Origin of the sequence: Enterococcus sp. DIV2402 (genome assembly GCF_017426705.2) — a bacterium.
GTDB lineage: Bacteria > Bacillota > Bacilli > Lactobacillales > Enterococcaceae > Enterococcus_F > Enterococcus_F lowellii.
This window is the reverse complement of the sequence record NZ_CP147251.1, coordinates 2,519,515-2,543,155: the sequence shown is the minus strand read 5'-3', so window position 1 is coordinate 2,543,155 and position 23,641 is coordinate 2,519,515. Positions and strand designations below refer to the sequence as shown.

Annotated in this window: 24 protein-coding genes and 1 riboswitch; of the genes, 23 read left to right on the top strand and 1 reads right to left on the bottom strand. The window is 33.9% G+C overall.

What is annotated here, in order from left to right; all coding sequences use genetic code 11:
* Positions 1 to 120 precede the first annotated feature (120 nt).
* From DOK78_RS12355 to DOK78_RS12310, 10 genes are all read left to right on the top strand, one after another.
* Positions 121 to 1,893, top strand: coding sequence for a cell division site-positioning protein MapZ family protein (locus DOK78_RS12355; RefSeq protein ID WP_243430397.1), 1,773 nt, complete (start codon positions 121 to 123; stop codon positions 1,891 to 1,893).
* A gap of 43 nt (positions 1,894 to 1,936) precedes the next feature.
* Complete coding sequence (locus DOK78_RS12350) at positions 1,937 to 2,680, top strand: AzlC family ABC transporter permease (RefSeq protein ID WP_422389697.1); 744 nt, start codon at positions 1,937 to 1,939, stop codon at positions 2,678 to 2,680.
* On the top strand, positions 2,673 to 2,993 hold the full coding sequence (locus tag DOK78_RS12345) for an AzlD domain-containing protein (RefSeq protein ID WP_207940064.1): 321 nt from the start codon (positions 2,673 to 2,675) through the stop codon (positions 2,991 to 2,993). Before DOK78_RS12350 ends, DOK78_RS12345 begins: the two co-directional genes overlap by 8 nt.
* 31 nt (positions 2,994 to 3,024) lie before the next feature.
* A complete protein-coding gene (locus DOK78_RS12340) occupies positions 3,025 to 3,888 on the top strand; it encodes a CvfB family protein (protein ID WP_207940065.1) in 864 nt (287 codons plus the stop codon).
* Positions 3,889 to 3,990: 102 nt separating this feature from the next.
* Complete coding sequence (locus DOK78_RS12335) at positions 3,991 to 4,452, top strand: Fur family transcriptional regulator (protein WP_207940066.1); 462 nt, start codon at positions 3,991 to 3,993, stop codon at positions 4,450 to 4,452.
* A gap of 109 nt (positions 4,453 to 4,561) precedes the next feature.
* On the top strand, positions 4,562 to 5,452 hold the full coding sequence (gene xerD / locus DOK78_RS12330; protein WP_207940067.1) for a site-specific tyrosine recombinase XerD: 891 nt from the start codon (positions 4,562 to 4,564) through the stop codon (positions 5,450 to 5,452).
* 13 nt (positions 5,453 to 5,465) lie between these two features.
* On the top strand, positions 5,466 to 6,218 hold the full coding sequence (locus DOK78_RS12325; RefSeq protein WP_207940068.1) for a segregation/condensation protein A: 753 nt from the start codon (positions 5,466 to 5,468) through the stop codon (positions 6,216 to 6,218).
* Complete coding sequence (scpB, locus tag DOK78_RS12320; protein ID WP_207940069.1) at positions 6,211 to 6,792, top strand: SMC-Scp complex subunit ScpB; 582 nt, start codon at positions 6,211 to 6,213, stop codon at positions 6,790 to 6,792. Before DOK78_RS12325 ends, scpB begins: the two co-directional genes overlap by 8 nt.
* On the top strand, positions 6,792 to 7,511 hold the full coding sequence (locus tag DOK78_RS12315; protein WP_207940070.1) for a pseudouridine synthase: 720 nt from the start codon (positions 6,792 to 6,794) through the stop codon (positions 7,509 to 7,511). Before scpB ends, DOK78_RS12315 begins: the two co-directional genes overlap by 1 nt.
* A 70-nt stretch (positions 7,512 to 7,581) precedes the next feature.
* A riboswitch (FMN riboswitch) is annotated at positions 7,582 to 7,705 on the top strand.
* 157 nt (positions 7,706 to 7,862) lie between these two features.
* Positions 7,863 to 8,465: an ECF transporter S component gene (locus DOK78_RS12310; protein ID WP_207940071.1), complete on the top strand. Its 603-nt coding sequence runs from the start codon at positions 7,863 to 7,865 to the stop codon at positions 8,463 to 8,465.
* Between the two features lie 72 nt (positions 8,466 to 8,537).
* Here DOK78_RS12310 and DOK78_RS12305 read toward each other — a convergent pair whose 3' ends face one another.
* The gene (locus tag DOK78_RS12305) at positions 8,538 to 8,750 is read right to left on the bottom strand and encodes a ferredoxin (protein WP_207940072.1); all 213 of its coding nucleotides are present in this window, start codon (positions 8,748 to 8,750) and stop codon (positions 8,538 to 8,540) included.
* A gap of 27 nt (positions 8,751 to 8,777) precedes the next feature.
* On the opposite strand from DOK78_RS12305, the gene DOK78_RS12300 reads away from it, so the two are divergent.
* The 13 genes from DOK78_RS12300 (at position 8,778) to cas7c (ending at position 23,640) form a co-directional block, all read left to right on the top strand.
* On the top strand, positions 8,778 to 9,767 hold the full coding sequence (locus DOK78_RS12300) for a helix-turn-helix domain-containing protein (protein WP_207940073.1): 990 nt from the start codon (positions 8,778 to 8,780) through the stop codon (positions 9,765 to 9,767).
* Positions 9,764 to 11,158 (top strand): RecQ family ATP-dependent DNA helicase, encoded by a 1,395-nt coding sequence (locus DOK78_RS12295; RefSeq protein ID WP_207940074.1) that lies wholly within the window; start codon positions 9,764 to 9,766, stop codon positions 11,156 to 11,158. Before DOK78_RS12300 ends, DOK78_RS12295 begins: the two co-directional genes overlap by 4 nt.
* A gap of 75 nt (positions 11,159 to 11,233) precedes the next feature.
* On the top strand, positions 11,234 to 11,935 hold the full coding sequence (locus DOK78_RS12290; RefSeq protein ID WP_207940075.1) for an SAG1386/EF1546 family surface-associated protein: 702 nt from the start codon (positions 11,234 to 11,236) through the stop codon (positions 11,933 to 11,935).
* 77 nt (positions 11,936 to 12,012) lie between these two features.
* Positions 12,013 to 12,684, top strand: a complete 672-nt coding sequence (cmk, locus tag DOK78_RS12285; RefSeq protein WP_207940076.1) for a (d)CMP kinase — start codon at positions 12,013 to 12,015, stop codon at positions 12,682 to 12,684.
* Positions 12,684 to 13,079 (top strand): DUF4430 domain-containing protein, encoded by a 396-nt coding sequence (locus DOK78_RS12280; RefSeq protein ID WP_207940077.1) that lies wholly within the window; start codon positions 12,684 to 12,686, stop codon positions 13,077 to 13,079. Before cmk ends, DOK78_RS12280 begins: the two co-directional genes overlap by 1 nt.
* Positions 13,080 to 13,308: 229 nt before the next feature.
* Positions 13,309 to 14,520 (top strand): 30S ribosomal protein S1, encoded by a 1,212-nt coding sequence (gene rpsA, locus DOK78_RS12275; RefSeq protein ID WP_207940078.1) that lies wholly within the window; start codon positions 13,309 to 13,311, stop codon positions 14,518 to 14,520.
* A 224-nt stretch (positions 14,521 to 14,744) separates the two neighbouring features.
* Complete coding sequence (der, locus tag DOK78_RS12270) at positions 14,745 to 16,055, top strand: ribosome biogenesis GTPase Der (RefSeq protein WP_207940079.1); 1,311 nt, start codon at positions 14,745 to 14,747, stop codon at positions 16,053 to 16,055.
* A 228-nt stretch (positions 16,056 to 16,283) separates the two neighbouring features.
* Complete coding sequence (locus DOK78_RS12265; RefSeq protein ID WP_016175478.1) at positions 16,284 to 16,559, top strand: HU family DNA-binding protein; 276 nt, start codon at positions 16,284 to 16,286, stop codon at positions 16,557 to 16,559.
* Positions 16,560 to 16,861: 302 nt separating this feature from the next.
* Positions 16,862 to 17,554, top strand: a complete 693-nt coding sequence (locus DOK78_RS12260) for a DUF2971 domain-containing protein (RefSeq protein WP_207940080.1) — start codon at positions 16,862 to 16,864, stop codon at positions 17,552 to 17,554.
* 138 nt (positions 17,555 to 17,692) lie between these two features.
* Positions 17,693 to 20,155, top strand: a complete 2,463-nt coding sequence (gene cas3 / locus DOK78_RS12255) for a CRISPR-associated helicase Cas3' (protein ID WP_207940081.1) — start codon at positions 17,693 to 17,695, stop codon at positions 20,153 to 20,155.
* A gap of 26 nt (positions 20,156 to 20,181) precedes the next feature.
* Positions 20,182 to 20,904 carry a type I-C CRISPR-associated protein Cas5c gene (cas5c, locus tag DOK78_RS12250; RefSeq protein ID WP_207940082.1) on the top strand — a complete coding sequence of 241 codons (723 nt, stop codon included), beginning with the start codon at positions 20,182 to 20,184 and terminating at the stop codon, positions 20,902 to 20,904.
* A gap of 5 nt (positions 20,905 to 20,909) precedes the next feature.
* Positions 20,910 to 22,802: a type I-C CRISPR-associated protein Cas8c/Csd1 gene (gene cas8c / locus DOK78_RS12245; protein ID WP_207940083.1), complete on the top strand. Its 1,893-nt coding sequence runs from the start codon at positions 20,910 to 20,912 to the stop codon at positions 22,800 to 22,802.
* The gene (gene cas7c, locus DOK78_RS12240) at positions 22,789 to 23,640 is read left to right on the top strand and encodes a type I-C CRISPR-associated protein Cas7/Csd2 (RefSeq protein ID WP_207940084.1); all 852 of its coding nucleotides are present in this window, start codon (positions 22,789 to 22,791) and stop codon (positions 23,638 to 23,640) included. The genes cas8c and cas7c overlap by 14 nt, the downstream gene beginning before the upstream one ends.
* The last annotated feature ends 1 nt before the right edge of the window (position 23,641 follow it).

Below are 23,641 nucleotides of genomic sequence, written 5' to 3'. Positions count from 1 at the left end.
TTTCGCTTTTTAGGAAATTTCAATATGAACTTAACAAAAACGTAATGTGAGGGGTATTGGCTAACTTTTCAATATATGGTAGATTATTTTTGAGAAAGTAAAAGGAGCAAAAATAGATTGATGAAAAAATGTCCACATTGCGAATTTGAATTAATTGCTGATCAGAAGTTTTGTCCCAATTGCGGCGCTAAATTGATTGATGATATCGCAATAAAACCAGAAAATGATAATATTAAATGGTCAGAATATCAAGATGTACCAATTGAATCCGTTATTGAGCATTTTTCTGAATTGCATGATGGAAATGATGACGAAGAGGCAGAAACGGATGAATTTGCGGATAACCCAATTTTAGCTGAGTATATTCGTAAACATAAAGATGGTTATAAAGAAGCAGCTGCAGAAGAACTGCAAGAACCCGTTGGAGAATCAGCAGAAGTTGTAGAAGAACCAGAACCTGTTGAAGAGCAACCAACCGAAGAACCAGAAATACCTGTTGTACCAGTAACGGAAGATTCTGATGAAGTTGCAGAGACACCAGCAGAGGAACCAGAAGAAGTAAAAGAAATTTCTGAAGAAAACATAGCAGCAGTCCCTGTTATAGATCCGATTCCTGAACCAATCAAAGCATCTGAACCAGAAGTGAAACCGGAGCAAAATATTGAACCGCAACCTGAAAAACAACCAACAACACCAAAAAAGTCTAAGAAAAAATATTGGTTAACTGCTGCAGCATTAGTAGTTGTTGCAGGTGGAGCGTGGATGTATTACGATAATCAGCAAAAAGAAAAAGCTGAAGCGGCTCGTCAAGAACAATTGCGTGTCGATACAGCAGTTGCTCGTATTGAAACAGAATTAGGGAACTTTTATTTGGATCAAGAGGAACAATTCGTAGTTCCAGGCAAAACAGCAGCAGATGTTGAGAAACTAATGCAAGAATTAGAAGAATATTCTTCAGAGCCGAAATATGAGGAATTGAAGGATAAAGGTCAAAAATTACAAGTTAAAATTGCTGTTCTTGATCAAATTAATAGTCATTTTGCAGAACCAATTGTTGTTGGCGATGAACTAAAAGAAAATGTTCATGTCAAAGACGGAGATTCAGTAGATATGGCATTATTAACCGAAGATACACCGTTTGCTAAGTTAATTAATCAAGCAATCAAACAAGGCAAGGAAGAATTTAAAGAATTACAAGCAACAAATGCTGCTGTTGAATCTTTAACATCAAACTATAAAGAGGAACAGTTAAGCGATTCAGTAACCCGTAAAGACTATGAAGACACAAAAGAAAAAGTTGATAAACTATTTGATGGCGAAGAGAAAAAAGCTTATTTGGCACAATTAGCAACTATTGAGAAGGCACTCGATAAACGTGAAGCAGAAGCTCAAGAATTAGCTGAACAGCAAGCACAAGCAGCGGCAGAAGCAGCACAAAATGAAGCTTCATCAAATCAACAGACTGAGCAACCTGCCCAAACTGAACAACCGCAAGCTGAACCAGAAGCGCCTGTTCAAGAGCAAACACCAACTACACCACAAACCAATGCTGGTTCAGAAATTTTAGGCCCAAATACACCGAAAAATAGTAACAATGAACCAATTATCTCTTCCCGTCAAAGTGATATTGATGATGCGAATAATCCTGCATGGAATTGGGCGCCAGGTGTATATGACAAAGTAATTAACGAATCGATTAAACGAGGTTATATTGTTGAAGGTGATTTCTATGTTGAACGTGTCCGAATTGAAAATGGTGAAGGCTATTACAATCTATACGCAACATCAAATAAATCGTCCTTACTAAAAGGAACCTCAGAATCAGCTTTACCAATGTATCTATTTACTATTAACGCGAAAACAGGTTTCTTCCGAGGAAATGGAAGCAACTAAAAAAAGAAGCAAGCAACTCTTGTCTCGCCCCCTTATTTTCGATATGATAGAAAAATATCAATCGAAAAAAGGGGGATTCTTTTTGCAAGAAGTAAAATATGAAAGTTTTTTAGATGGTGTCAAGGCGTGCGTGCCCACAATTTTAGGTTATGTCGGCATTGGATTTGCAATGGGAGTCGTTGGAAAAGGGATTGGCTTAAGTGTTTTTGAAATTTTTTTAATGTCTCTTTTGATTTATGCAGGAAGCGCCCAATTTATTATATGTGGATTATTAGCAATCAGCGCACCGGTTTCATCAATTATTGTCACCGTATTTTTAGTTAATTTACGCCATTTTTTGATGAGTTTATCAGTAGCACCAGCCTTCCGTAAAGAAAGTATGCTTGGTAATGTTGGCATTGGAACATTATTGACAGATGAATCTTATGGTGTTTTAACGACTGCTTTACAAAATGGCAAACAACCTTCGTTAAGCTGGATGAATGGGTTAAATGTTTGTGCTTATATTTCTTGGATTATTGCGACTGTTTTAGGGGCATTATTAGGTAAATTTATTCCTAATCCAGAAGTATTTGGCTTAGATTTTGCCTTAGTTGCGATGTTTTTAGGTCTATTTTTATTTCAAGCAGAATTACCATTAAAAAGACGAACGAAACAAACAATTCTGGTTTTGGCTAGTGTTGTTATCAGTTTGTATTTATTTATGTGGTGGACAACGCCTGAAATTGCGGTTATTGTAGCGACTTTAATTGGTTGTTTTGTAGGGGTGGTGACGCACAATGAGTAGTAGCTTTTTATTATTATTGGTGGGTTGTTGTATTGTAACCTGGATTCCACGCATCTTGCCATTTGTTTTTGCAAAGAAATTAGAGTTTCCAGAGAAGTTGCATTTGTTTTTAAGTTATTTACCTTTATGTATTTTAGCAGCGTTACTTGTCCAAAGCTTATTGGTCGTCCCAACAGGAAAAGCGCCTGTCTTAAAATTTGAAGAAACTTTGGCATGTATTCCCACATTAATTGTTGGTTATTATACGAAAGATTTGATGAAGATTGTGATTACAGGTATTATTACCATAGCGGTTATTCGCTTAATTTTATGAATAAAAATGAGCACTTCTAAAGGAGAAAAATATGAACGAGTTATTAGCATCTGTGTTTAGCGGATTAATTATTGATGAAAATGATACCCATTATTTTGTTCAAAAAAATGGTTTAACGTTTAAATTAGCAAAATCAGAAGGCGAACATCGTCTAGGCGAAGGTGTCGAAGGATTTGGTTATCAAAATCAAAAACAAGAATTATGTTTTACAACGGAAATTCCCAAAAGTCGTAAAGGACATTACGCATTCGGTGAAGTAACCGATAGTCGTCGTGATTTAGGTGTTTTTGTAAACATCGGGTTGCCAGATAAAGACATCGCTGTGTCTTTGGATGAGTTGCCAACAATGCGCGAATTATGGCCTAAAAAAGGTGATCGCATTATGATTTCTTTACGAGTGGATCATAAAGACCGTATTTGGGGAACGCTTGCAGATGAGAAAATCTTCCAAGCATTAAGTAAACGTGGAAGTGAAGCTTTGAAAAATCAAGATATTTCAGGAACGGTTTATCGTTTGAAATTAGCAGGAACATATCTTTTAACAGATGATTTTTATATTGGTTTTATCCATCCTTCTGAACGTTTTCAAGAACCACGCTTAGGTGAACGTGTGAATGGACGTGTGATTGGGGTTCGTCCAGATGGCGCTCTAAATTTATCATTGAAACCACGTGCGCATGAAGCAATTAGTGATGATGCGGCGATGATTATTGCCTTTTTAGAACGTGCACCTGAGAATCAAATGAATTATACTGATAAATCGTCACCAGAAGAAATTCAACAAATGTTTGGTATCAGTAAAGGCCAATTTAAACGTGCTTTAGGAAATCTAATGAAACAGCGTCGTATCACACAAAAAGATGGTATTACTAAATTAATCAAGGAATCTAATTGAGAATACTTGTATAATTTTGATTTCTAATTTATAATTATTTTAATGTTTAAGGGATTTGAAATTCTTTAGATTAGAATAATTATAATTAAGATGGAGGATTGTATGAATACAGTTGAAGCTTTGAAAAAAACGAAAAAACAACTCCATGAATCTGGATTTAAATTAACACCACAAAGAGAAGCAACCTTGTTAGTGTTATTAGAAAATGAGAAAGACCATTTATCTGCAGAAGAAATTTACTTTTTTGTAAAGCGAAAAAATTCAGACATTGGTTTAGCGACGGTTTATCGAACGTTAGAGATTTTAACCGAATTAAAAATTGTTGATAAAATTAGTTTCGATGACGGCGTGGCACGTTATGATTTACGTAAAGAAGGCGCTAAACATTTTCATCATCATTTATTATGTTTAGAATGTGGTAGTATTGAAGAAATTGAAGAAGATTTGTTGGGTAGCGTGGAAGAAATCGTCGAGCAACGTTTTCACTTTTTAGTGAAAGATCATCGCTTAACGTTCCATGGTATCTGTCAAGCTTGTCAAAACAAAGAGCAAACCGAGGCGTAAGTCTCGGTTTTTTATTTGCGAGAAAATTTTTATGTAAACTAAAGGAGATTTTCTGTTCTTACTTAACGGAATTTGTTATGATAGATAAGGCGAAAGTGAGGAGAAGAAAATGGAAGAACAAGTGGTTGATTATTTACATTTTTTGACGATTGAACGTGGACTTGCGCAAAATACTAGAAAAAGTTACCAACGGGATTTAGAACGTTATTTAGTTTTTCTAAACATACAAAAAATTGATGACTGGAACAAGGTAGACCGTTTTACGGTTGTGCAATTTTTACAAGAATTACAAGAAGAAAAAAAATCACCAGCTACGATTACACGCATGGTAACTAGCTTACGTCGATTTCATCAATTTCTTCGTCAAGAACGTTTCACTGACCATGATCCAATGCAACATATTGATTCTCCTAAAAAAGCCCAAAAGCTACCTGATACATTGAGTTTAAATGAAATTGAACGTTTAATTGAAACACCAGATACCAACGAAATATTGGGCATTCGTGACCGAGCGATTTTAGAAGTAATGTATGCGACAGGTTTACGTGTCAGTGAATTAATTGGGTTAAAATTAAACGATTTGCATTTAAGTATGGGCTTATTGCATACTATCGGCAAAGGGGATAAAGAGCGAATTGTTCCACTTGGTGATTTAGCGATTCAATGGATTGAATGTTATTTAGAAGAAGCACGTCCCCTCTTAACAGCCAAACATCCAGAAGAACCACATCTTTTTGTAAATAGTCATGGAACAGGTTTGTCTAGACAAGGTATTTGGAAAAATTTAAAAGCTTTAGTGCGTAAAGCTGGAATTACTAAAAATGTCACGCCTCATACGCTTCGACATAGTTTTGCGACACATTTGTTAGAAAATGGTGCGGATTTGCGGACAGTGCAGGAATTATTAGGACATGCGGATATTTCAACGACACAAATTTATACACACATTACAAAAAAACGAATGACGGATGTCTATAAACAACATTTCCCTCGAGCATAAAGGAAGGAAGTCTATGCAAGAAATTAAAATAAAATTGGATGTTTTTGAAGGACCATTAGATTTGTTGCTGCATTTAATCAAATCATTGGAATTAGATATTTACGATATTCCGATTGCAAATGTGACCGAACAATATATGAATTACATCCATGCGATGAAAACACTTGAATTGGAAGTTGCAGGCGAATATTTAGTGATGGCGGCGACTTTAATGGCCATTAAAAGTCAAATGCTTCTGCCAAAAGCCGAACTGGAAGAAGAATACGATGATGTATATGAAGAAGATCCAAGAGATGCTTTAGTTGCGCAATTATTAGAGTATCGCAAATATAAATATGCAGCAGAATGTTTGTCCGAAAAAGCAGAAGAACGTAGTCAATATTTTACAAAAGATCCAATGGACGTGGATGACTATAAAGAAACTGAGCAAGAATTAGATGGAAATCACTTAAACACGATTGACTTATTTTTAGCATTTCATAGTATGTTAGAAAAAAAGAAAAAACGTCAAACGTTTGAAACGACGATTCGTGCAGATGAGAGTAGTATCGAAGAAAAAATGGCATTTATTGAAAAGAAAATGTTAGAAGATATCAATCATTCTGGTCAGGCATTAGATTCATTTTTCGTTTCTTTTAATAAACCAGAAATTGTTATTACGTTTATGGCATTATTGGAATTAATGAAGAATGGAAAAATTAAAGTCGAGCAGACTGGTAATTATGAAACCATTTTGTTATACCCAGTAGGAGAGAAACATGAGTAAATTAAGTCAATTAGAAGCGATTTTATTTATCGTTGGCGACGAAGGCATCGGATTAGAGGAACTAAGCTATTTGTTAGAAGAAGCTACGCCTAAAATTTATCAATATATTCAAACGTTAAATCAAAGATATCAAGAGAATAACGATGCAGCCTTAAATATTTTAGAAGTAGGAAATCATTTTATTTTAACCACAAAAAAAGAATTTGCCCCGCTATTAAAGAAATATGCGCAGTCACCTATGTCTAATCGCTTATCGCAAGCAGCTTTAGAAACATTAGCAATTATTGCTTACAAGCAACCCATCACACGTGTGGAAATTGATGAAATTCGTGGTGTCCAATCAGCTGGTTCTGTTCAAAAATTAGTTGCCCGCCAACTCATTGAAGAAAAAGGACGAGTAGAAGGCCCGGGACGTGCGATTTTGTACGGGACGACAACCTATTTTATGGACTTTTTTGGTTTGAAAAATTTAGATGAATTACCTGATATTCAAACAATGGAAGATGATTTAGCAGACGAAATGCCAAACGATTTGTTTTTTGATCGTTACCAAGAATTAGAAGGAGATAACTAATGGAAAGATTACAAAAAGTAATTGCTCATGCGGGGATTGCCTCACGCAGAAAAGCAGAAACATATATTTTAGACGGCCGTGTAAAAGTAAACGGTCAAATAGTGAAAGAATTAGGGACCCAAGTAAGTGCGAAAGATCGAGTTGAAGTCGATAATGTTCCTATTTATCAAGAAGAACCCGTCTATTACTTATTCTACAAACCTCGTGGGGTCATTTCAGCTGTATCTGATGATAAAAATCGCAAAGTAGTAGTTGATTATTTATCAGATGTTTCAGAACGTATTTATCCAGTAGGGCGTTTAGATTACGATACATCAGGATTATTACTATTGACAAATGATGGCAACTTCTCGCAAACTTTGACTCATCCCAAACATGAAGTTGATAAAGTATATGTTGCTAAAGTCAAAGGAATTGCTGAGAAAAAAGCGCTGCTACCTTTAACTAGAGGGATGCGTATTGAAGGTAAAAGAGTCGCACCTGCTCGATTTGAAATTTTATCAACAGATGTTAAAGCTCAAACAAGTATTGTCCAATTAACGATTCATGAAGGTCGAAACCATCAAGTAAAAAATATGCTAAAAGCAGTTGGGCTTCCCGTACAAAAGCTAAAACGCGAGCAATACGGTGATTTAACCTTAGCCGGATTACGTCCAGGTGAATATCGTGAACTAAATAAAAAAGAAGTGAGTCAGCTATTAGGAAAAGCAAAAAAATAATTTTGAGCTGAAATGGTTGAATCTACACACAAAAGATGTATAATGTATTTGTACTAATAATTTAATAAAGGTTCGTCTTCAGGGGCAGGGTGTAATTCCCGACCGGTGGTTATAGTCCACGACCCACTTTTTATAAGTGGCTGAATCGGTGAAATTCCGATACCGACAGTATAGTCTGGATAAAGAAGATAGGGCGTATTTGATTTACCTAATTTTGTTATAATCAGATACCCTATTTTTCCCCTACGGAAAAATAGGGTATTTTTTCTTATCTGGCGCCGATAAGAAAACAAAAAGGAAAATTTAATAGGTTCGTTTGAAGATGGGTCCTTACACTTAGGAGGATTTATAATGAAAAACAACAAAGTACAAAAAATGGTTTCAATTGCACTCTTTGCTTCGATGGGGCTGGTTTTACAGTATGTTGCATTTCCGGTTATACCAATGTTTAGTTTTTTAAAAATTGATTTTAGTGATATTCCGGTAATGTTAAGCATGTTCTTATTCGGTCCGTTGGCTGGTGTCACCACAGCGTTTTTACGTTCATCGTTGCACCTATTAACAACAGGAATTTCTGCACCTAATTTGGTGGGAGATGTTGCAAGTTTCCTTGCTACCACAGCTTTTACGCTACCGATGTATTATTTCTTTAAAAAAGGTAATAGCTTGATTAACAAAATTTATGGTACTTTAAGTGGTATTTTATCGATGAGTATTTTTATGAGTGTTGCAAATTATTTTGTTATTACACCACTTTACTTATTTTTCTTTGGTGTTACGGCAGATACATTCTTAGGAATGCCACTTGCAAATTATGTAGTAATGGGAATTTTGCCATTTAATTTAATTAAAGGTGGTATTGTAACTGTAGTGTTCTTAGTCCTACATGCAAAATTATTGCCGTGGTTATCCAAAAAACAAGCTTTCTCACAACATCAAACATTTTCAAAATAAAAAAATTAAGGACATTTCACAATCGTGAGATGTCCTTTACTCTTTTTTTTGCGTATAATAATGATAGAAGAATTATTTTTCTAAGATGATTGCACGTACAGGGCATTTTTGATAGGCTTTTAATACTGTGTCTTGTTCATCTTGAATAAATTGCTGATGTGCTTCTGGTTCTTGAGCAAATAGAACAATTCCTTCTTCATCATAATCAAATATATTGGGCGCATAGATTGCGCATAACCCGCAAGCGATACAGCGTTCGGGGATAATTTTACATAATTGAGACATGTTGTCACTACTTTCTGGAGGTTTATTATGGATACATTTATTTTATCGCTGTTTTCAACAGAAGACAAGCTGAAGCCTAGTACTCTTTATCAAGTGCTTAGTGGGAAACGTACGTCTTCGGTTTTGACCTATGCTTTTTTTCATAATTTATTACATCTTTCAGGCGTCTGTCCTCAATTAACTGAAACAGCATTTTATACAATCATTAATCAACTGAAAAAAGAACAACAACTAATCGAAATAGATGGTTTATTGACAGTGTCGCAAGAAATAAATTGTGAAGCAAAAAAATATTTAGCAGGAGTAGACTTTTTTAAATTTGGTCGTAAAGAGCAAGAAATCTGGCGTTCGATTCAATTTTTAGTTCAAGTAGCATCATATTTAGGGAGCAACGAAAAATATATCCCTTTGGAAAGTTCGCCTTTTTATACGGAACGTGTTCGCCAGTTCGTCTATCACTATCGAGAGGTAATGAAAGAGACAGTGTATCAAGAGTTAGTTACAGTTTTTACTAACTTACCTAAAGACAAAGCTGATTTACTTGCCCAAACATTTACAGGACTTGAGCAAAATGGTGCAGTTTTTTTTCAAATTTTACCAGAAGATGTGCAACAACCGCCTTGGTCGAATGTGGCGATGGCTAGTGCAACCCATCTATTCTTTAAAGAGATTTCACAATATCCAGACTTTTTATTGTACCAATTTATCAAACCATTATTAGCACAAAACATCAATACCAGTATGTTGAAAACACGCAAACTATTTAAGCAAGAGTATACATTTGAGCAAGTCATGGAGCTTCGTCGATTAAAACCAGGAACGATTCAAGATCATGTGATTGAATGGGCATTGGTAGATGAGCAGTTTCCTTTTGAAAAATTCATTACACATCAAGAAATATTAGCCACTTTACCTGATGATTCTTGGAAATATAGTTATAAGGATCTGGTGGAACAATATGACGTCGCCTTTTTAGAGATTCGGTTATATCAAATTTGGAGGAAGAAAAACGTATGAAGTTAGAAGCAGCTTTACAACATTATTTTCATTACGATTCTTTCCGAAAGGGGCAAAAAGAGGTCGTATCCACCTTGCTTTCAGGTCAAAATACATTGGCAGTTTTACCAACAGGGACTGGAAAAAGCTTATGTTACCAACTAACAGGCTATTTAAGAGACGGTTTGACGATTGTCATTTCGCCATTAATTTCTTTGATGGAAGATCAAGTTTTATCATTATTGCGCATCGGTGAAAAGCGTGTGATTGCTTTAAACGGGACCTTACAAGCACAAGAAAAAGAGTTTATTTTGAAGCATTTGGATAAATATAAATTTATTTTTTTAAGTCCAGAGATGTTGTTACAAGAACAAGTTTTAAGTAGCTTACAACGCCAAAAAATAGGGCTGTTTGTCGTTGATGAAGCACATTGTGTGTCACAGTGGGGCGTTGATTTTCGGCCAGAATATCGTAATTTAAGTGAAGCCCAACATCGTCTAGGAAATCCTTTAACGCTAGCTTTGACGGCTAGTGCAACAGAGAAGGTTCGTACAGAGATTAAAGAAGTATTGCTGACAGCTACAGCAACAGAGTGGGTATATTCAATGGATCGTCCCAATATTGCTTTAATGGTAAGAGAACCAGAAGATAAGCTTAGTGAACTACGTCAAATACTTTCACAACAGTTTGGTCCAGGAATTATTTATTGTGCGACAAGAAGGCAAGTGGAGACATTATATGAAGAATTGCAAGCTGAATTTGCTGTAGGCTATTATCATGGTGGCTTGGAAAGCAATCAACGACGGATGTTGCAACAGCAGTTTTTAGATAATCAATTGCAATTTTTAATTGCCACAAATGCATTTGGAATGGGTATTAATAAGAGTGATATCCGTTTAGTAGTTCATTATGAATTACCAGATAGTTTAGAAAATTATATTCAAGAAATTGGTCGGGCAGGAAGAGATGGTATTCAAAGCTACGGAGTATTGTTGTATCAGACTGGTGATGAAAGAATTCATCATTTTTTACAACGAACAACCCAAGAAGCAAGAGAAACGTTTGAAGTCCGACTACAATATCAAGCCATGGCATCATTAAGTGAAATTCAAGAAAAATGGTTACAACAAACAAAGCGTGAAGGAACCGAACAGTTTTTAGCGCATTTAAAACGAAACGAAGAAGAAAAATGGTTGAAATTACAGCAAATGCTAGCGTATATTCATCACGATGGTTGTAGACGAGAATACTTATTGCAGTATTTTGAAGAATCACTAGCAGAAATTCCAGACGAATGTTGTGATTTTCATGGATGTCTTTTACCTGAAAAATCAGTAGAAGTCGAAAAAAAAGCAAAAGAAATGATAAATTGGCAAGATATTTTACTAAAAATGTTTAAAGAAAAAAAATGAAGATGTTTTTTTGAGACAGAGAGTATTTTTCTATGATATAATACAGCGGAAACCATAGCAGGAGGTAAGAAAAAATTGAGTAAAAAAAATAAGAAACAAAATGCACAAGAACCTTGGGAACAACCAATATATGAGGCTGAGTCAGAAGAACAAAATTCTCGTACCAATCAACATAATCAGAAAAAAGGAAATAGTGCCTTTTTAACTATTGTATTGATTTTATTGTTCCTTATTATTGCTGTTCCAACCGTTGCTGGATTTTTAGTTATGAACCGTAACAATGAACCAAAAACAGCTGCTACTGCAGAATCATCAAGTGTTGTAGAATCAACTGAATCTTCTACTAAAGAAACAAAAGAAGAGTCATCAACTAAAGAAGAATCATCAACAAAAGAATCGTCTACTGTTGAAAGTTCAGAATCAAGTTCTTCTACAGAGGAATCAAAAGCACCGGCTTCAAGCGAAACGGTTGCAGAACCAACACCTTCTTCTGAGGAAGTTGCTGTAGAACCTGAAGTTCAAATTGACGCAGATGATACTTACGTAGAAGAACAACCAGTTGAAACACCACAAACAGAACAACCTACACAAGAAGCTCAAACACAACAACCACAAGAGCAACAAGGTGCTGGACAATATAGTGAAGTGTTACCAGGTGAAGGCCCTCAACAAGTTGCTGCACGTAATGGAATTAGCTTGGATGAATTATTCCAATTAAATGGAATGGATCCAAACAACTTCTTGATTCACCCAGGAGATCAATTAAGAGTGAAATAAAAAAACCGCTCCGGCGGTTTTTTTTATGGAAATTATCAAAATTTTGAATACAATGTTTATGTATAGGGAGACGAAGTATGAAGAAAATCAATATTGCCATTGATGGTCCTGCATCATCAGGTAAGAGTACAGTAGCAAAAATTTTAGCGAAAGAGTATGGTTATATTTATACGGATACGGGTGCGATGTATCGTAGTGTGACGTATTTAGCAATTCAACATCAAGTCGATTTTGAAGATGAGCAACAATTAGTCGCATTAATTGAACGCTATCCAATTACATTTAAACAAACAGAAACGGGACAATTAATTTTCGTAGATGGTCAAGATGTTACAGAAGTAATTCGTCAACCGGAAGTGACCAACAATGTTTCGATTGTTTCAGCACATGAAAAAGTTCGTCATGAATTGGTTCGCCAACAACAAAAAATTGCAGAAGATGGCGGTGTCGTGATGGATGGTCGTGACATTGGTACGGTAGTATTACCGAACGCTGAAGTGAAAATTTTTCTTGTGGCAAGTGTTACAGAACGGGCTGAACGCCGTTTTAAAGAAAATCAATCAAAAGGAATTGATACTGATTTTGAGACCTTAAAACAAGAAATTGAGCAACGCGATTATTTAGATTCGCATCGTGAAGTATCTCCGCTAAAACAAGCTGAAGATGCTGTTCGGATTGATACGACTGGATTAAGTATTGAAGAAGTGGTTGTTGCCATTAAAGAAGTGATTGAACAAGGAGAGAAATAATGAAAAAAAGTTTAGTTATTGTTGCGGTATTTGTTAGTATGTTAGGTTTTGTAGGATGTACTTCTACACCAGAAACAAATGATACAACAACATCAACAAGTCAAAGTAAAGAAAATGAAATCAGCTTAACTATTTCATTGATTAAAGAAGACGAAGTGATTGATGAAAAAGAAATAACTGTCGCAGAAGGTAGCAATTTAATGGATGCAGTCAAAGAAAACTTCGAAATAAAAGAAGACAATGGGATGATTACATCTATTGAAGGAATTGAACAAGATACCAAAGAAAGCTATTTTTGGACGTACACGATTAATGATGAAATGATTATGACAGGTGCTAACGAAACTGAACTTCATGAAGGCGATAAAGTTGTCTTTACTTATAGTAAATTCTAGATTAAAAGCAAAACAAACATCCAGCAATGTTTGTTTTGCTTTTTTTGAGCGATAGTTTGTTCGTTTTTCACATAGTGTTTAGATAATTAAAGAAAAAGTAGCGAAAACCAATAAATTCAAGGCTTTTTTATAAAAAAAATAGAAATCGCTTTATTTTTTTTCGAGAATAGCATAAACTAGATAGTGTAGTGCAATTATAAAACAATTGTTGGTTAGGAGGACATATGTTATGACAGAATTAGAAAACAACCAAGTAGAAAATGCTAACGAAACAATGGAAGATGCTTTAAACAGCGTTCAAGAAGTAAAAGTTGGCGACATCGTTAAAGGTGAAGTATTGGTTATTGAAGATAAGCAAGCAGTCGTTGGTATCGAGGGCGCTGGCGTGGAAGGTGTCGTACCTGCGAAAGAACTATCAACATTACCTGTGGAAGATATCAATGATGTAATTAAAGTTGGGGACATCCTTGACTTAGTTGTAATTACTACGATTGGCAAAGATAAAGAAAATGGAAGCTATTTACTTTCTAAACGTCGCTTAGATGCGAAAAAAGTTTGGGAAGATATTGAAAAAGATTTCCAAGAAGGAAAAATTATCGAAGCACCAGTTACGAACGTTGTTAAAGGCGGTTTAGTAGTAGATGTTGGTGTACGAGGATTTGTACCAGCATCAATGGTAGAAGATCACTTTGTAGATGATTTTGAAAGCTATAAAGGTCAAACATTAACATTCAAAATTATTGAAATTGAACCTTCAGAAAACCGTTTAATTCTTTCACATAAAGCGGTTGTTGAAGCTGAAAAAACAGCGAAAAAAGCAGAATTACTTGAATCAATCAAAGAAGGCGATAAATTAGAAGGTACTGTTGCGCGTTTGACAGACTTTGGTGCATTTGTCGACTTAGGTGGTATTGATGGCTTAGTCCATGTATCAGAAATTTCACATGCACACGTTGCTAAACCAAGCGATGTTTTAAATGTAGGTGACAAAGTTGAGGTTGCAGTTTTATCTGTTGATCCAACAAAAGAACGCGTATCTTTATCTATTAAAGATACATTACCTGGACCTTGGGCAAATATTGAAGAAAAAGCTGCTAAAGATACTGTTTTAGACGGTACTGTAAAACGTCTAACAAGCTTTGGTGCATTCGTAGAAGTTTTCCCTGGTGTTGAAGGGTTAGTTCACATTTCTCAAATTTCACACAAACATATTGCTACACCTCATGAAGTATTAAGTGAAGGCGAGCAAGTACAAGTGAAAGTATTGGAAGTAAACCCAGAAGAACATCGTATTGCATTAAGTATTAAAGCATTAGAAGAAAAACCAGAAACTGAAGCAGTAGTTGAAGAAGAAGACAGCTATGAGTTGCCTGAAGAGTCAACTGGTTTCACAATGGGTGATCTTTTAGGCGATGCTTTGAAAGACCAAGAACAAGAATAAAAAACGAGGTTGCCTTGTGCAACCTTTTTTTTATTGCCGTTTTCATTAAGTATTTACTTTAAATCTTTTCACAATACTTGCAAGTTCTTATTTCATTGGTTAAACTAATAAGGTTAAAAGATGTCCGCATGACGAATAACAATGGATAAGAATCACTTAATATACAGAACTAGGTATTTTTGAAAAAACGAATTCGTTATGCGTTTTAAGATGGAGGTAAAAAAATGGCAAATCCAACGATAGCGATTGTAGGTCGTCCGAATGTCGGAAAATCTACAATTTTTAACCGTATTGCTGGTGAACGAATTTCGATTGTAGAAGATACTCCAGGAGTAACACGTGATCGTATTTATGCAACAGGGGAATGGTTAGGTAGAGAGTTTAGTATTATTGATACAGGTGGAATTGATTTGGGCGATGAACCATTTATGGATCAAATCAAACATCAAGCAGAAATTGCAATTGAAGAAGCAGATGTCATTATTTTTGTTTCAAGCGCAAAAGAAGGAATTACTGATGCCGATGAATTAGTTGCACGTATTCTGTATAAGAGCAATAAACCAGTAATTTTAGCAATTAACAAGGTAGATAATCCGGAAATGCGTTCTGAAATCTATGAATTTTATGGTTTGGGATTGGGTGAACCTTATCCAATTTCTGGAAGTCATGGTTTAGGAATTGGGGACGTATTAGATGAAGCAGTCAAACATTTTAGTACTGAACAAGAAGAGGAAGACGATTCTGTTATCAAATTTAGTTTAATTGGTCGTCCAAACGTTGGGAAATCGTCATTAATTAATGCAATTTTAGGTGAAGATCGTGTGATTGTTTCAGAGATTGAAGGAACAACTCGTGACGCAATTGATACACATTTTGTCAGCGATAGTGGACAAGAATTTACCATGATTGATACAGCAGGAATGCGTAAACGTGGAAAAGTGTATGAAAGTACAGAGAAGTATAGTGTGATGCGTGCGATGCGTGCCATCGAACGCTCAGATGTCGTCTTAATGGTCTTGAACGCAGAAGAAGGAATTCGTGAGCAAGACAAACGTATTGCTGGTTACGCGCATGAAGCAGGCCGTGGTATGCTAATTGTTGTTAATAAATGGGATCTAGTAGAAAAAGAAACAAACACAATGCGCGATTTTGAAGAAGAAATCCGTAAAGAATTCCAATATTTAGATTACGCACCAATTATTTTCGTTTCAGCAAAAACAAAACAACGTTTGAATAAGGTGCCAGACTTGATTGAAGAAGTAAGTATGAATCAAAACTTACGTATTCCATCTGCGTTGTTAAATGACGTAATTATGGATGCTGTCGCAATCAATCCAACACCAACTGATAAAGGGAAACGATTGAAAATCTTCTATGGTACCCAAGTTGCTGTTAAACCGCCAACATTTGTTATTTTTGTAAATGAAGAAGAATTGATGCACTTTTCATATGAACGTTTCTTGGAAAACCAAATTCGTAAGGCTTTCACATTTGAAGGTACCCCAATTCGAATTATTCCGCGAAGAAGAAAATAACAAATTTTACCATAGTTTGCGTTATTTGACAAAAATAGTTGTTTATTAGAGAAGAAAATTAAAAAAACGATTGGAAAACGTTAAATCCCTTGATATTATAAGGTTCTTATGATAACGTTATAGCAGAATATTGATGATGAAAATCAATATTTGTCGCAAGGCTTGGACCACTCAAGTTTTGTGATTGATGGAAAGCATCATAAAATTTTTCAGGAGGTGAAACCATCCATGGCAAACAAAGCAGAATTAATCGAAAAAGTTGCAGAAGCTACTGATTTAACTAAAAAAGACGCAACTGCGGCAGTTGACGCTGTATTTTCAACTATTCAAGAAGCTTTAGCTAACGGTGAAAAAGTTCAATTGATCGGTTTTGGTAACTTCGAAGTACGCTCTCGCGCAGAACGTAAAGGTCGTAACCCACAAACTGGTGAAGAAATCAAAATCCCTGCAAGCAAAGTACCTGCATTCAAACCAGGTAAAGCATTGAAAGACGCTGTTAAATAAGACAGCTTTTTAAGCCCTCGAGCAATCGGGGGTTTTTGTTTAAAATAACAGAGATGTTATGTCACGCTACGGTTGTAGTGTGCGGATTGAAAATATGTTAATTTTTTATTTTTTAAAAAAGGCACTTCTTTCTTTTATGTTAAAGTGCCCTTACATAGAATATTGGTAATAAAAAGTCATTTATCAGAAGTGAAATTTTCTGATAAATGATTTTTTTGTTTGTTTATGAAATAAAAAATTGACAAAAAGTTGCTATTTTTTTATATAACAAATTAACATAGAATATAAAGGAGAGGATGACAATGTCTGAAAAAATCTATCACTATTGTAGCATTGAAAACCTTGAACAAATTTTGAAGACTAAATCACTTCGTTTTACAGAGTTAAATTTTCTAGAAGATAGAAATGAAACTTCTTTAATTAACGGGAAAGATACATATGGAAAATGTTTCGTATCATGTTGGACGAATTCAGCTAAAGAACAGTTAGGAATGTGGGAGCATTATACAGGAAATAAACCTGGAGTAAGAATTGGAATTTCAAAATATTTATTCAATAAAATACCTCAAAATAAGTGTACACTTGATTATCTCAAAAAATTATCTTTCGAAAATAAATGGGAATGGGAGCCTACGATACCAGAGTTTTTTTGTATTACATATACGCAGGATAGTTTTTTTCTTAAAGAAAGAATAGAGGGAAATCTAGAAATTTCTAGAATAGAGCAATGGGGACGCATTAAGAGTGCTGCTTGGGAGGAACAATCCGAATGTAGATTTAAGTTAACTATATTATCAAATTATTTCCAGATTAAAAATTTTAATAAAAGATTTTTAGATATTCCATTCGATGCTTCTCAGTTAGAAAATATGGAAATCACTTTAAGTCCTCTCAATAAACCAAAAGATAATGACCAAGTATATAAAATTTTAACTAAATATGTTGAGAATATATCATTAAGGAAATCTGTTTTGAATATTCGAAATATTGAGTAAATATTTCGAATATAACTCATATAATATATGTTATACTTGAGGATATAATTTGTTAAACGGAATTGCACAATATAAAATGCTTAGTTATTAAAAAGATTAAATAATGTATTGATTAACCATAGGAAAGAAGGTTGCTAAATGTATGCACATTATGAACAAGAATCAAAAAAATCCCAATTGCTAGAAGAGCATCTTTTTAATGTAGCAAAAGATGCATCTTCAATGGCAGCTGAAATTGAACAAAAAAATGTCTTGTTTTTAATAGGATTATACCATGATCTAGGTAAAGCGGATGCTCTTTTTCAAGAGAAAATTTTGCGAAAACCAACTATGAAAGTGAATCATACTTCAGCTGGTGCACTTTATTTATATTTAAATATAGGTAATTTACTTAAAAAACAGATTAAAATTGACGATAGAAAATATTGTAGTGCTTTTTGTGAAACGATTGCATATGTAATTTCTGCCCACCATGGAGTATATGATATACCACTGTCTGAAAAAATAGATGATGATGAATTCGATCCTAAAAAATTTGGGTACAGCAAATTATATGAAAGACTAGCTTATAATTCAGATGGAAAATATAAATACGAAAAAGATATTATAAATTTTGCCAAAAATTTAGAAGAAAAGATGAAAGAACTATGTGAGATTTCTTTTGAACAATTGATTTTGAAAGCGTTTTATGAATATGTTGAGTTATGGAAAAAATTAGCTTATAAAGATAATTCTGAAAGAGCATATTATCAAACATTAATTATGCGACTATATTTATCATTATTAAAAAATGCTGACATTTTAGATACTATTAATGCATATGAGAAAATTGTTACTCCTTTTTCTTCGCAAAAATGTGAAGAATTAGCTGATGGCTATTTAGCTAGTATTGAGAAACGCTATGCGGGATTTATTAATCCCACGAAACCGATGAATGTTGTTCGTACTAAAATAGCGGAAATTGCTAAAGAACGTGGAATAAATGATTCACCAGGGATTTATCGTTTAGATTTGCCGACTGGTGCAGGAAAAACAAATTTAAGTATGCGTTATGGTTTTCATCAAATGGTACATCAAAAAAAGAAACGTTTTATTTACATTACGGCATATTTATCAGTATTAGAACAGAATGCTTCTACGATTAAATATACTGTGGGGCATGAAGTCGAAGGAGAAATAAATGCAGAAGGTGTTTTAGAGCATCATTCAAATATTGTTGAATCTGATGATGAAAATGAGATACACGACGAAAGAGATCAAGCTCTGAAAGAATATTTAGTCGATACATGGGATAGCCCAGTTATATTGAGCACAATGGTTCAAATATTTCAAACATTTTTCAAAACAAAATCAAGTAACATTCGACGGTTTACAAATTTGATTAACAGTACAATCATACTGGATGAAGTGCAAGCTTTACCTATAGAAGTGACAACTCTATTCAATTTAACGCTCGATTTTTTAAGTAAAGTGATGAAAGTCAATGTTGTTTTGTGTACTGCGACACAACCTGTCTATAATTCAGATAATCTTCCTCATAAAATTCAATATGGAGGCATGAATAATGAAGATGCCGATATTGTTCAGCTGAACGAAGAAGAACGTGAAATTTTTAAGCGTACTAAAGTTTATAAATTCAACGAAGAGAATTCAACAAATTCACTTGAAGATATTGCAGAAGCAATTTCTCAATATGAAAAAGAGTCAATTTTAATTATTTTAAATACAAAAGCCTCGGTTAAACAATTATATACGTTGATAAAAGAGACTGACTCACGACAATGTTACCATCTATCTACGAATATGTGTGCCCAACATCGGTTAGATATTATTGAGACTATCAGAAGGAAACTTCCTCATGAACCTGTGATATGTGTGAGTACCCAATTGATTGAAGCAGGAGTGGATTTAGACTTTAATCGTGTTATTCGTTCTTATGCAGGGATTGACTCGATTGTACAAGCTAGTGGACGTTGTAATCGTGAAGGAAATCTTGACACAGGTATTGTACAACTAGTAAATGTTCATCCACAACAAGAAAATTTAACAAAATTAAAACCAATAAAAAAGAAAAAGCAAATTACAGAACAAATTGTTCAACATTTAGATTCACCAATAGATATTATGGTATTAAATGATGAATTTTTCGAACGATACTTTACCAATAGTAAGACTTCTGAATTTGATTACCCTACTAAAAAAGATGAACCTACAGTTTATGAATTATTATCTTTAAATAGAGAGCAAGCGGTTGATCCTCGATTCTATCTAAGACAATCATTTAAAACTGCTGGGATAAAAATGGACTTAATTCAAAGCAATACAAATGGTGTAATTGTTTATTATGGTGGCAATCGTGAAAAAATTGAAGAATTAATCACTACAGTTGAAAGATTTGAATGTAATTATCAAATAGATGATTTCCAAAAAATTCAAAAAATTTCGAAAGAGCTCCAACCCTATACAATTAATATGCAAAAACATGATGAACTTAATAAGAGTGTAGATAAAAGGCTGGATGGTCGTATCCAAATATTGCAAGAATCTTTATATAGTTCAGATATGGGAGCAAATGAATCTGTAGAAGGTTTCATATTTTAAAATAAAAAATAGAAAGGAAGAGAAAATTGACGAAACAAAGAGAATTTTTTGTTAAGGTGAAAGGTGACTACGGGTTAATCAGTAATCCAGCGTCTAAAGGTGGCGGAGAGAAATATTCTTATTCAACGCCAACTAGACAATGTTTAACAGGAATTATCGATGCCATATACTTTAAGCCGACTTTCAAAAATGTTGTAAAAGAAGTGAAAGTCATGAATCAGATACAAACAGAAGTTATCGGTACAAGAGCTTTGCTAGGGAGCATGAAAGCAGATTTGAATTATGTATCTTATCTGATCAATGTAGAGTACCTTATTTGTTTTCATATGGAGTGGAATGAAAATCGACCTGATTTGATTTATGACCGAAATGCTAAAAAACATGAAGCGATTATGGAAAAATCAATCAAACGAGGTGGGCGTAGAGATATATTCATCGGTACTAGAGAATGTGTAGCTACTGCTGAATATATTACTAAAGAAGAGTATGTACAAGCGAAGAGTGATTATGAAGGACAAGTACTGTCTTTAGGTATTATGTTTCAAGAATTTGAATATCCGACCAAGCCTAATGAACCATTGAAAAGTTACTTTAAAGAAACGTTTATGAAAGATGGAATTATCAAATTTGACTCTCGTGAAAAATGCGAGATTGTAAATGAGCTCTCAAATTACAAGTTCAAACTATCCGAAAAATTAAAGTCTGTAGATGATGAATTCAACGAATACAAGCAAATGGAAAAGAGGTGAGACTCATGGATTTTTTAACTGCATTGTATAATGCCTATGATAATAGTATAGCCAATGGTTTAGTAGATAATCACAACGACGATAATACAATTCTTTTACCGTTGTATCATACAAGTATGAAATCCAGAGGAAATGATATTATCCAAGTAACTTTAACAAAAGACGGACAATTACTACGTTCGGAGTATCTTTCAGAAGATGAAATAATTATTTTTCCGGTGACAAATGATTCAGTTGCGCGATCAGGAAAATATCCTCCTAGTCATCCTTTAGTTGATAAAATAAGTTATATGTTATATGAAAATAAGGAAATGAACGAATTATATAGGAATGAATTTAGTAAATGGTATAGCTCAATAGAGAATAAAGAAATTAAAGACTATCTAAAAATAATAAAAAACTTTACTAACAAAGAGAATTTCATAGATGACGTTTTAAATACTATCGATGGAGTTAATAAACACACAAGAAAAGGTCTTGAAGTGCAATACACTGAGAAAGATAATGATAAAAATAAAAAAATTGATTTGTCTAAAATTTTTCTTACTTTTGCAGTAGCAGATTTCATTGGCTATAAGACTGTAAGTGTTACAGAGTATGTTGCATTGCATAACGATTATATTCAGTATGTTGAATCACAAGATATACAACAAGGGATGTGTAATATTAGTAAAGAAGTACAGCAAATGACTTCTAAGCATCGAGGTTTGATGGGGAATGCAAAACTCATATCTGTAAGTAATAATATTGAGACTTATAAAGGTAGATTTCAACATGGTTCAGATATTATTCAAATTGGCTACAGGACATCAGAAAAAATCCATTTGATGTTGAAATATTTATTAGAAAATAAAAATAGTCGACGATGGTTAGGTGGACAACAATATCTGATTAACTGGTTTAGTGATGATATAGCTAATGAGAGCCAAATTGATATTACATTGCCTATGTATATAGATTTTGGAGATGAGGTAGAAGAATTTAATACTCCACTTGTTTCTAAAACCAATAAAAAAGTGGGAGATTCATTTATAAAAGGCAAACAATTGTTTCGTGATGATTCTAGTTATTATGTAGCAATTATTGACAAGGCGAGTAATGGAAGAATATCTTTAAAATATTTTCGTGAATTAGAAGTATCACAATTAAAAAATAATTTAGATAAATGGCAAAAAAATTATTCTTGGGAACAATATCATAAAGATAAACAAGAAATGAAGTTAACAACACCTTCATTATTTCAAATGTTATTAACGGCATATGGAATAGAGCGAAATGGGAAATTAGAATTGGATAATGATAACTTTAAAAAAGATCAATTCCAAAATCTAGTTATTCGTTTATTAGATGGACAATCTGTTCCTGCTAATATTTTAACGGCGCTTAACATGAATATTCGCAAAAGACTAAATTATTCTATGACTTGGAATCAAATTCAATTTACAACATTAGCACTTTTTAGTCAATATAGAGGGGAGATATCATACATGTTAGACAGAGAAAACAAAAATCGTTCATATTTATTTGGGCGCTTATTAGCGATATTAGATCAGATAGAGGCAATGACATATAACACTGATGAAAATAAACGTGTAACAAATGCGCAAAAATTTTGGACATCCTATACAAATCATCCTGCAACAACAATGAAGACATTAATTGATAAGACAAAAAACTATGAAAAAACGTTATTAAATTCTAAACCAGGACTTTTAGTAAAATTAAATAAAGAGAAGACAGAAATCATTAATTTGTTGTCGGTTTATCTAGCTGATCAAAATGAAGTTAATAAGCCCTTGGATTATCAATTTATTTTTGGATATTATGCAGAAATGCAATTTATTTTTACAAAAAAAGAAAATAGTGAAAGCGAGGAAGTAAAAAATGATAACGAATAAAGTAGATTTTATTGCAACAATTGAAGTGAGAAATGCAAATCCTAATGGTGATCCATTAGCAGGAAATATGCCCAGAACTGATTCAAATGGATTTGGATTGATTAGTGATGTAGCTATTAAACGAAAAATTCGTAATCGTATGCAAGATCAAGGTTATGAGATTTTTGTGAAATCACGTGACCGTAGTGATGACAAATTTACTTCTTTACAGAAAAGATTTGAAGATGTATTTACATCTAAAGATTCTGACGAAAAAATTGAAAAAGAAGCAAATGAAAAATGGCTAGATGTTCGAACATTTGGCCAAGTAATCACATATTACAAGAAATCAATTGGTATTCGTGGCCCAGTTTCCATTAGCATGGCAAAATCATTGGCTCCAATTGAAACCACAACGCTGCAAATTACACGTAGTTCAAATAGCATGGAAGCAACAGGAAAATCTGGACGTTCATCAGATACTATGGGAAGTAAACACTTTGTCGAATATGGTGTATATGTTGTGTATGGTTCTGCAAATGCTTATTTTTCAGAAAAGACAGGATTTGATGAAAAAGATTTGGAAGTTGTTAAAGAATCTTTAGTGACATTATTCGAAAACGACGCATCATCTGCTCGTCCAGAAGGATCAATGGCAGTAAAAGAGGTCTTTTGGTTTACACATTCAAATAAATTAGGAAATGTATCTAGTGCAAAAATTCATGATTTATTACAATGGAAAGAACCTGATGCTTTTCACGGAGTTCAATATTCAGATTATCAAGTTACTCTAAATCAAGATAAACTGGATGAATATAAAGAAAAAGGGTTACATGTTGAAATTCTAGAAGGTCTATAAT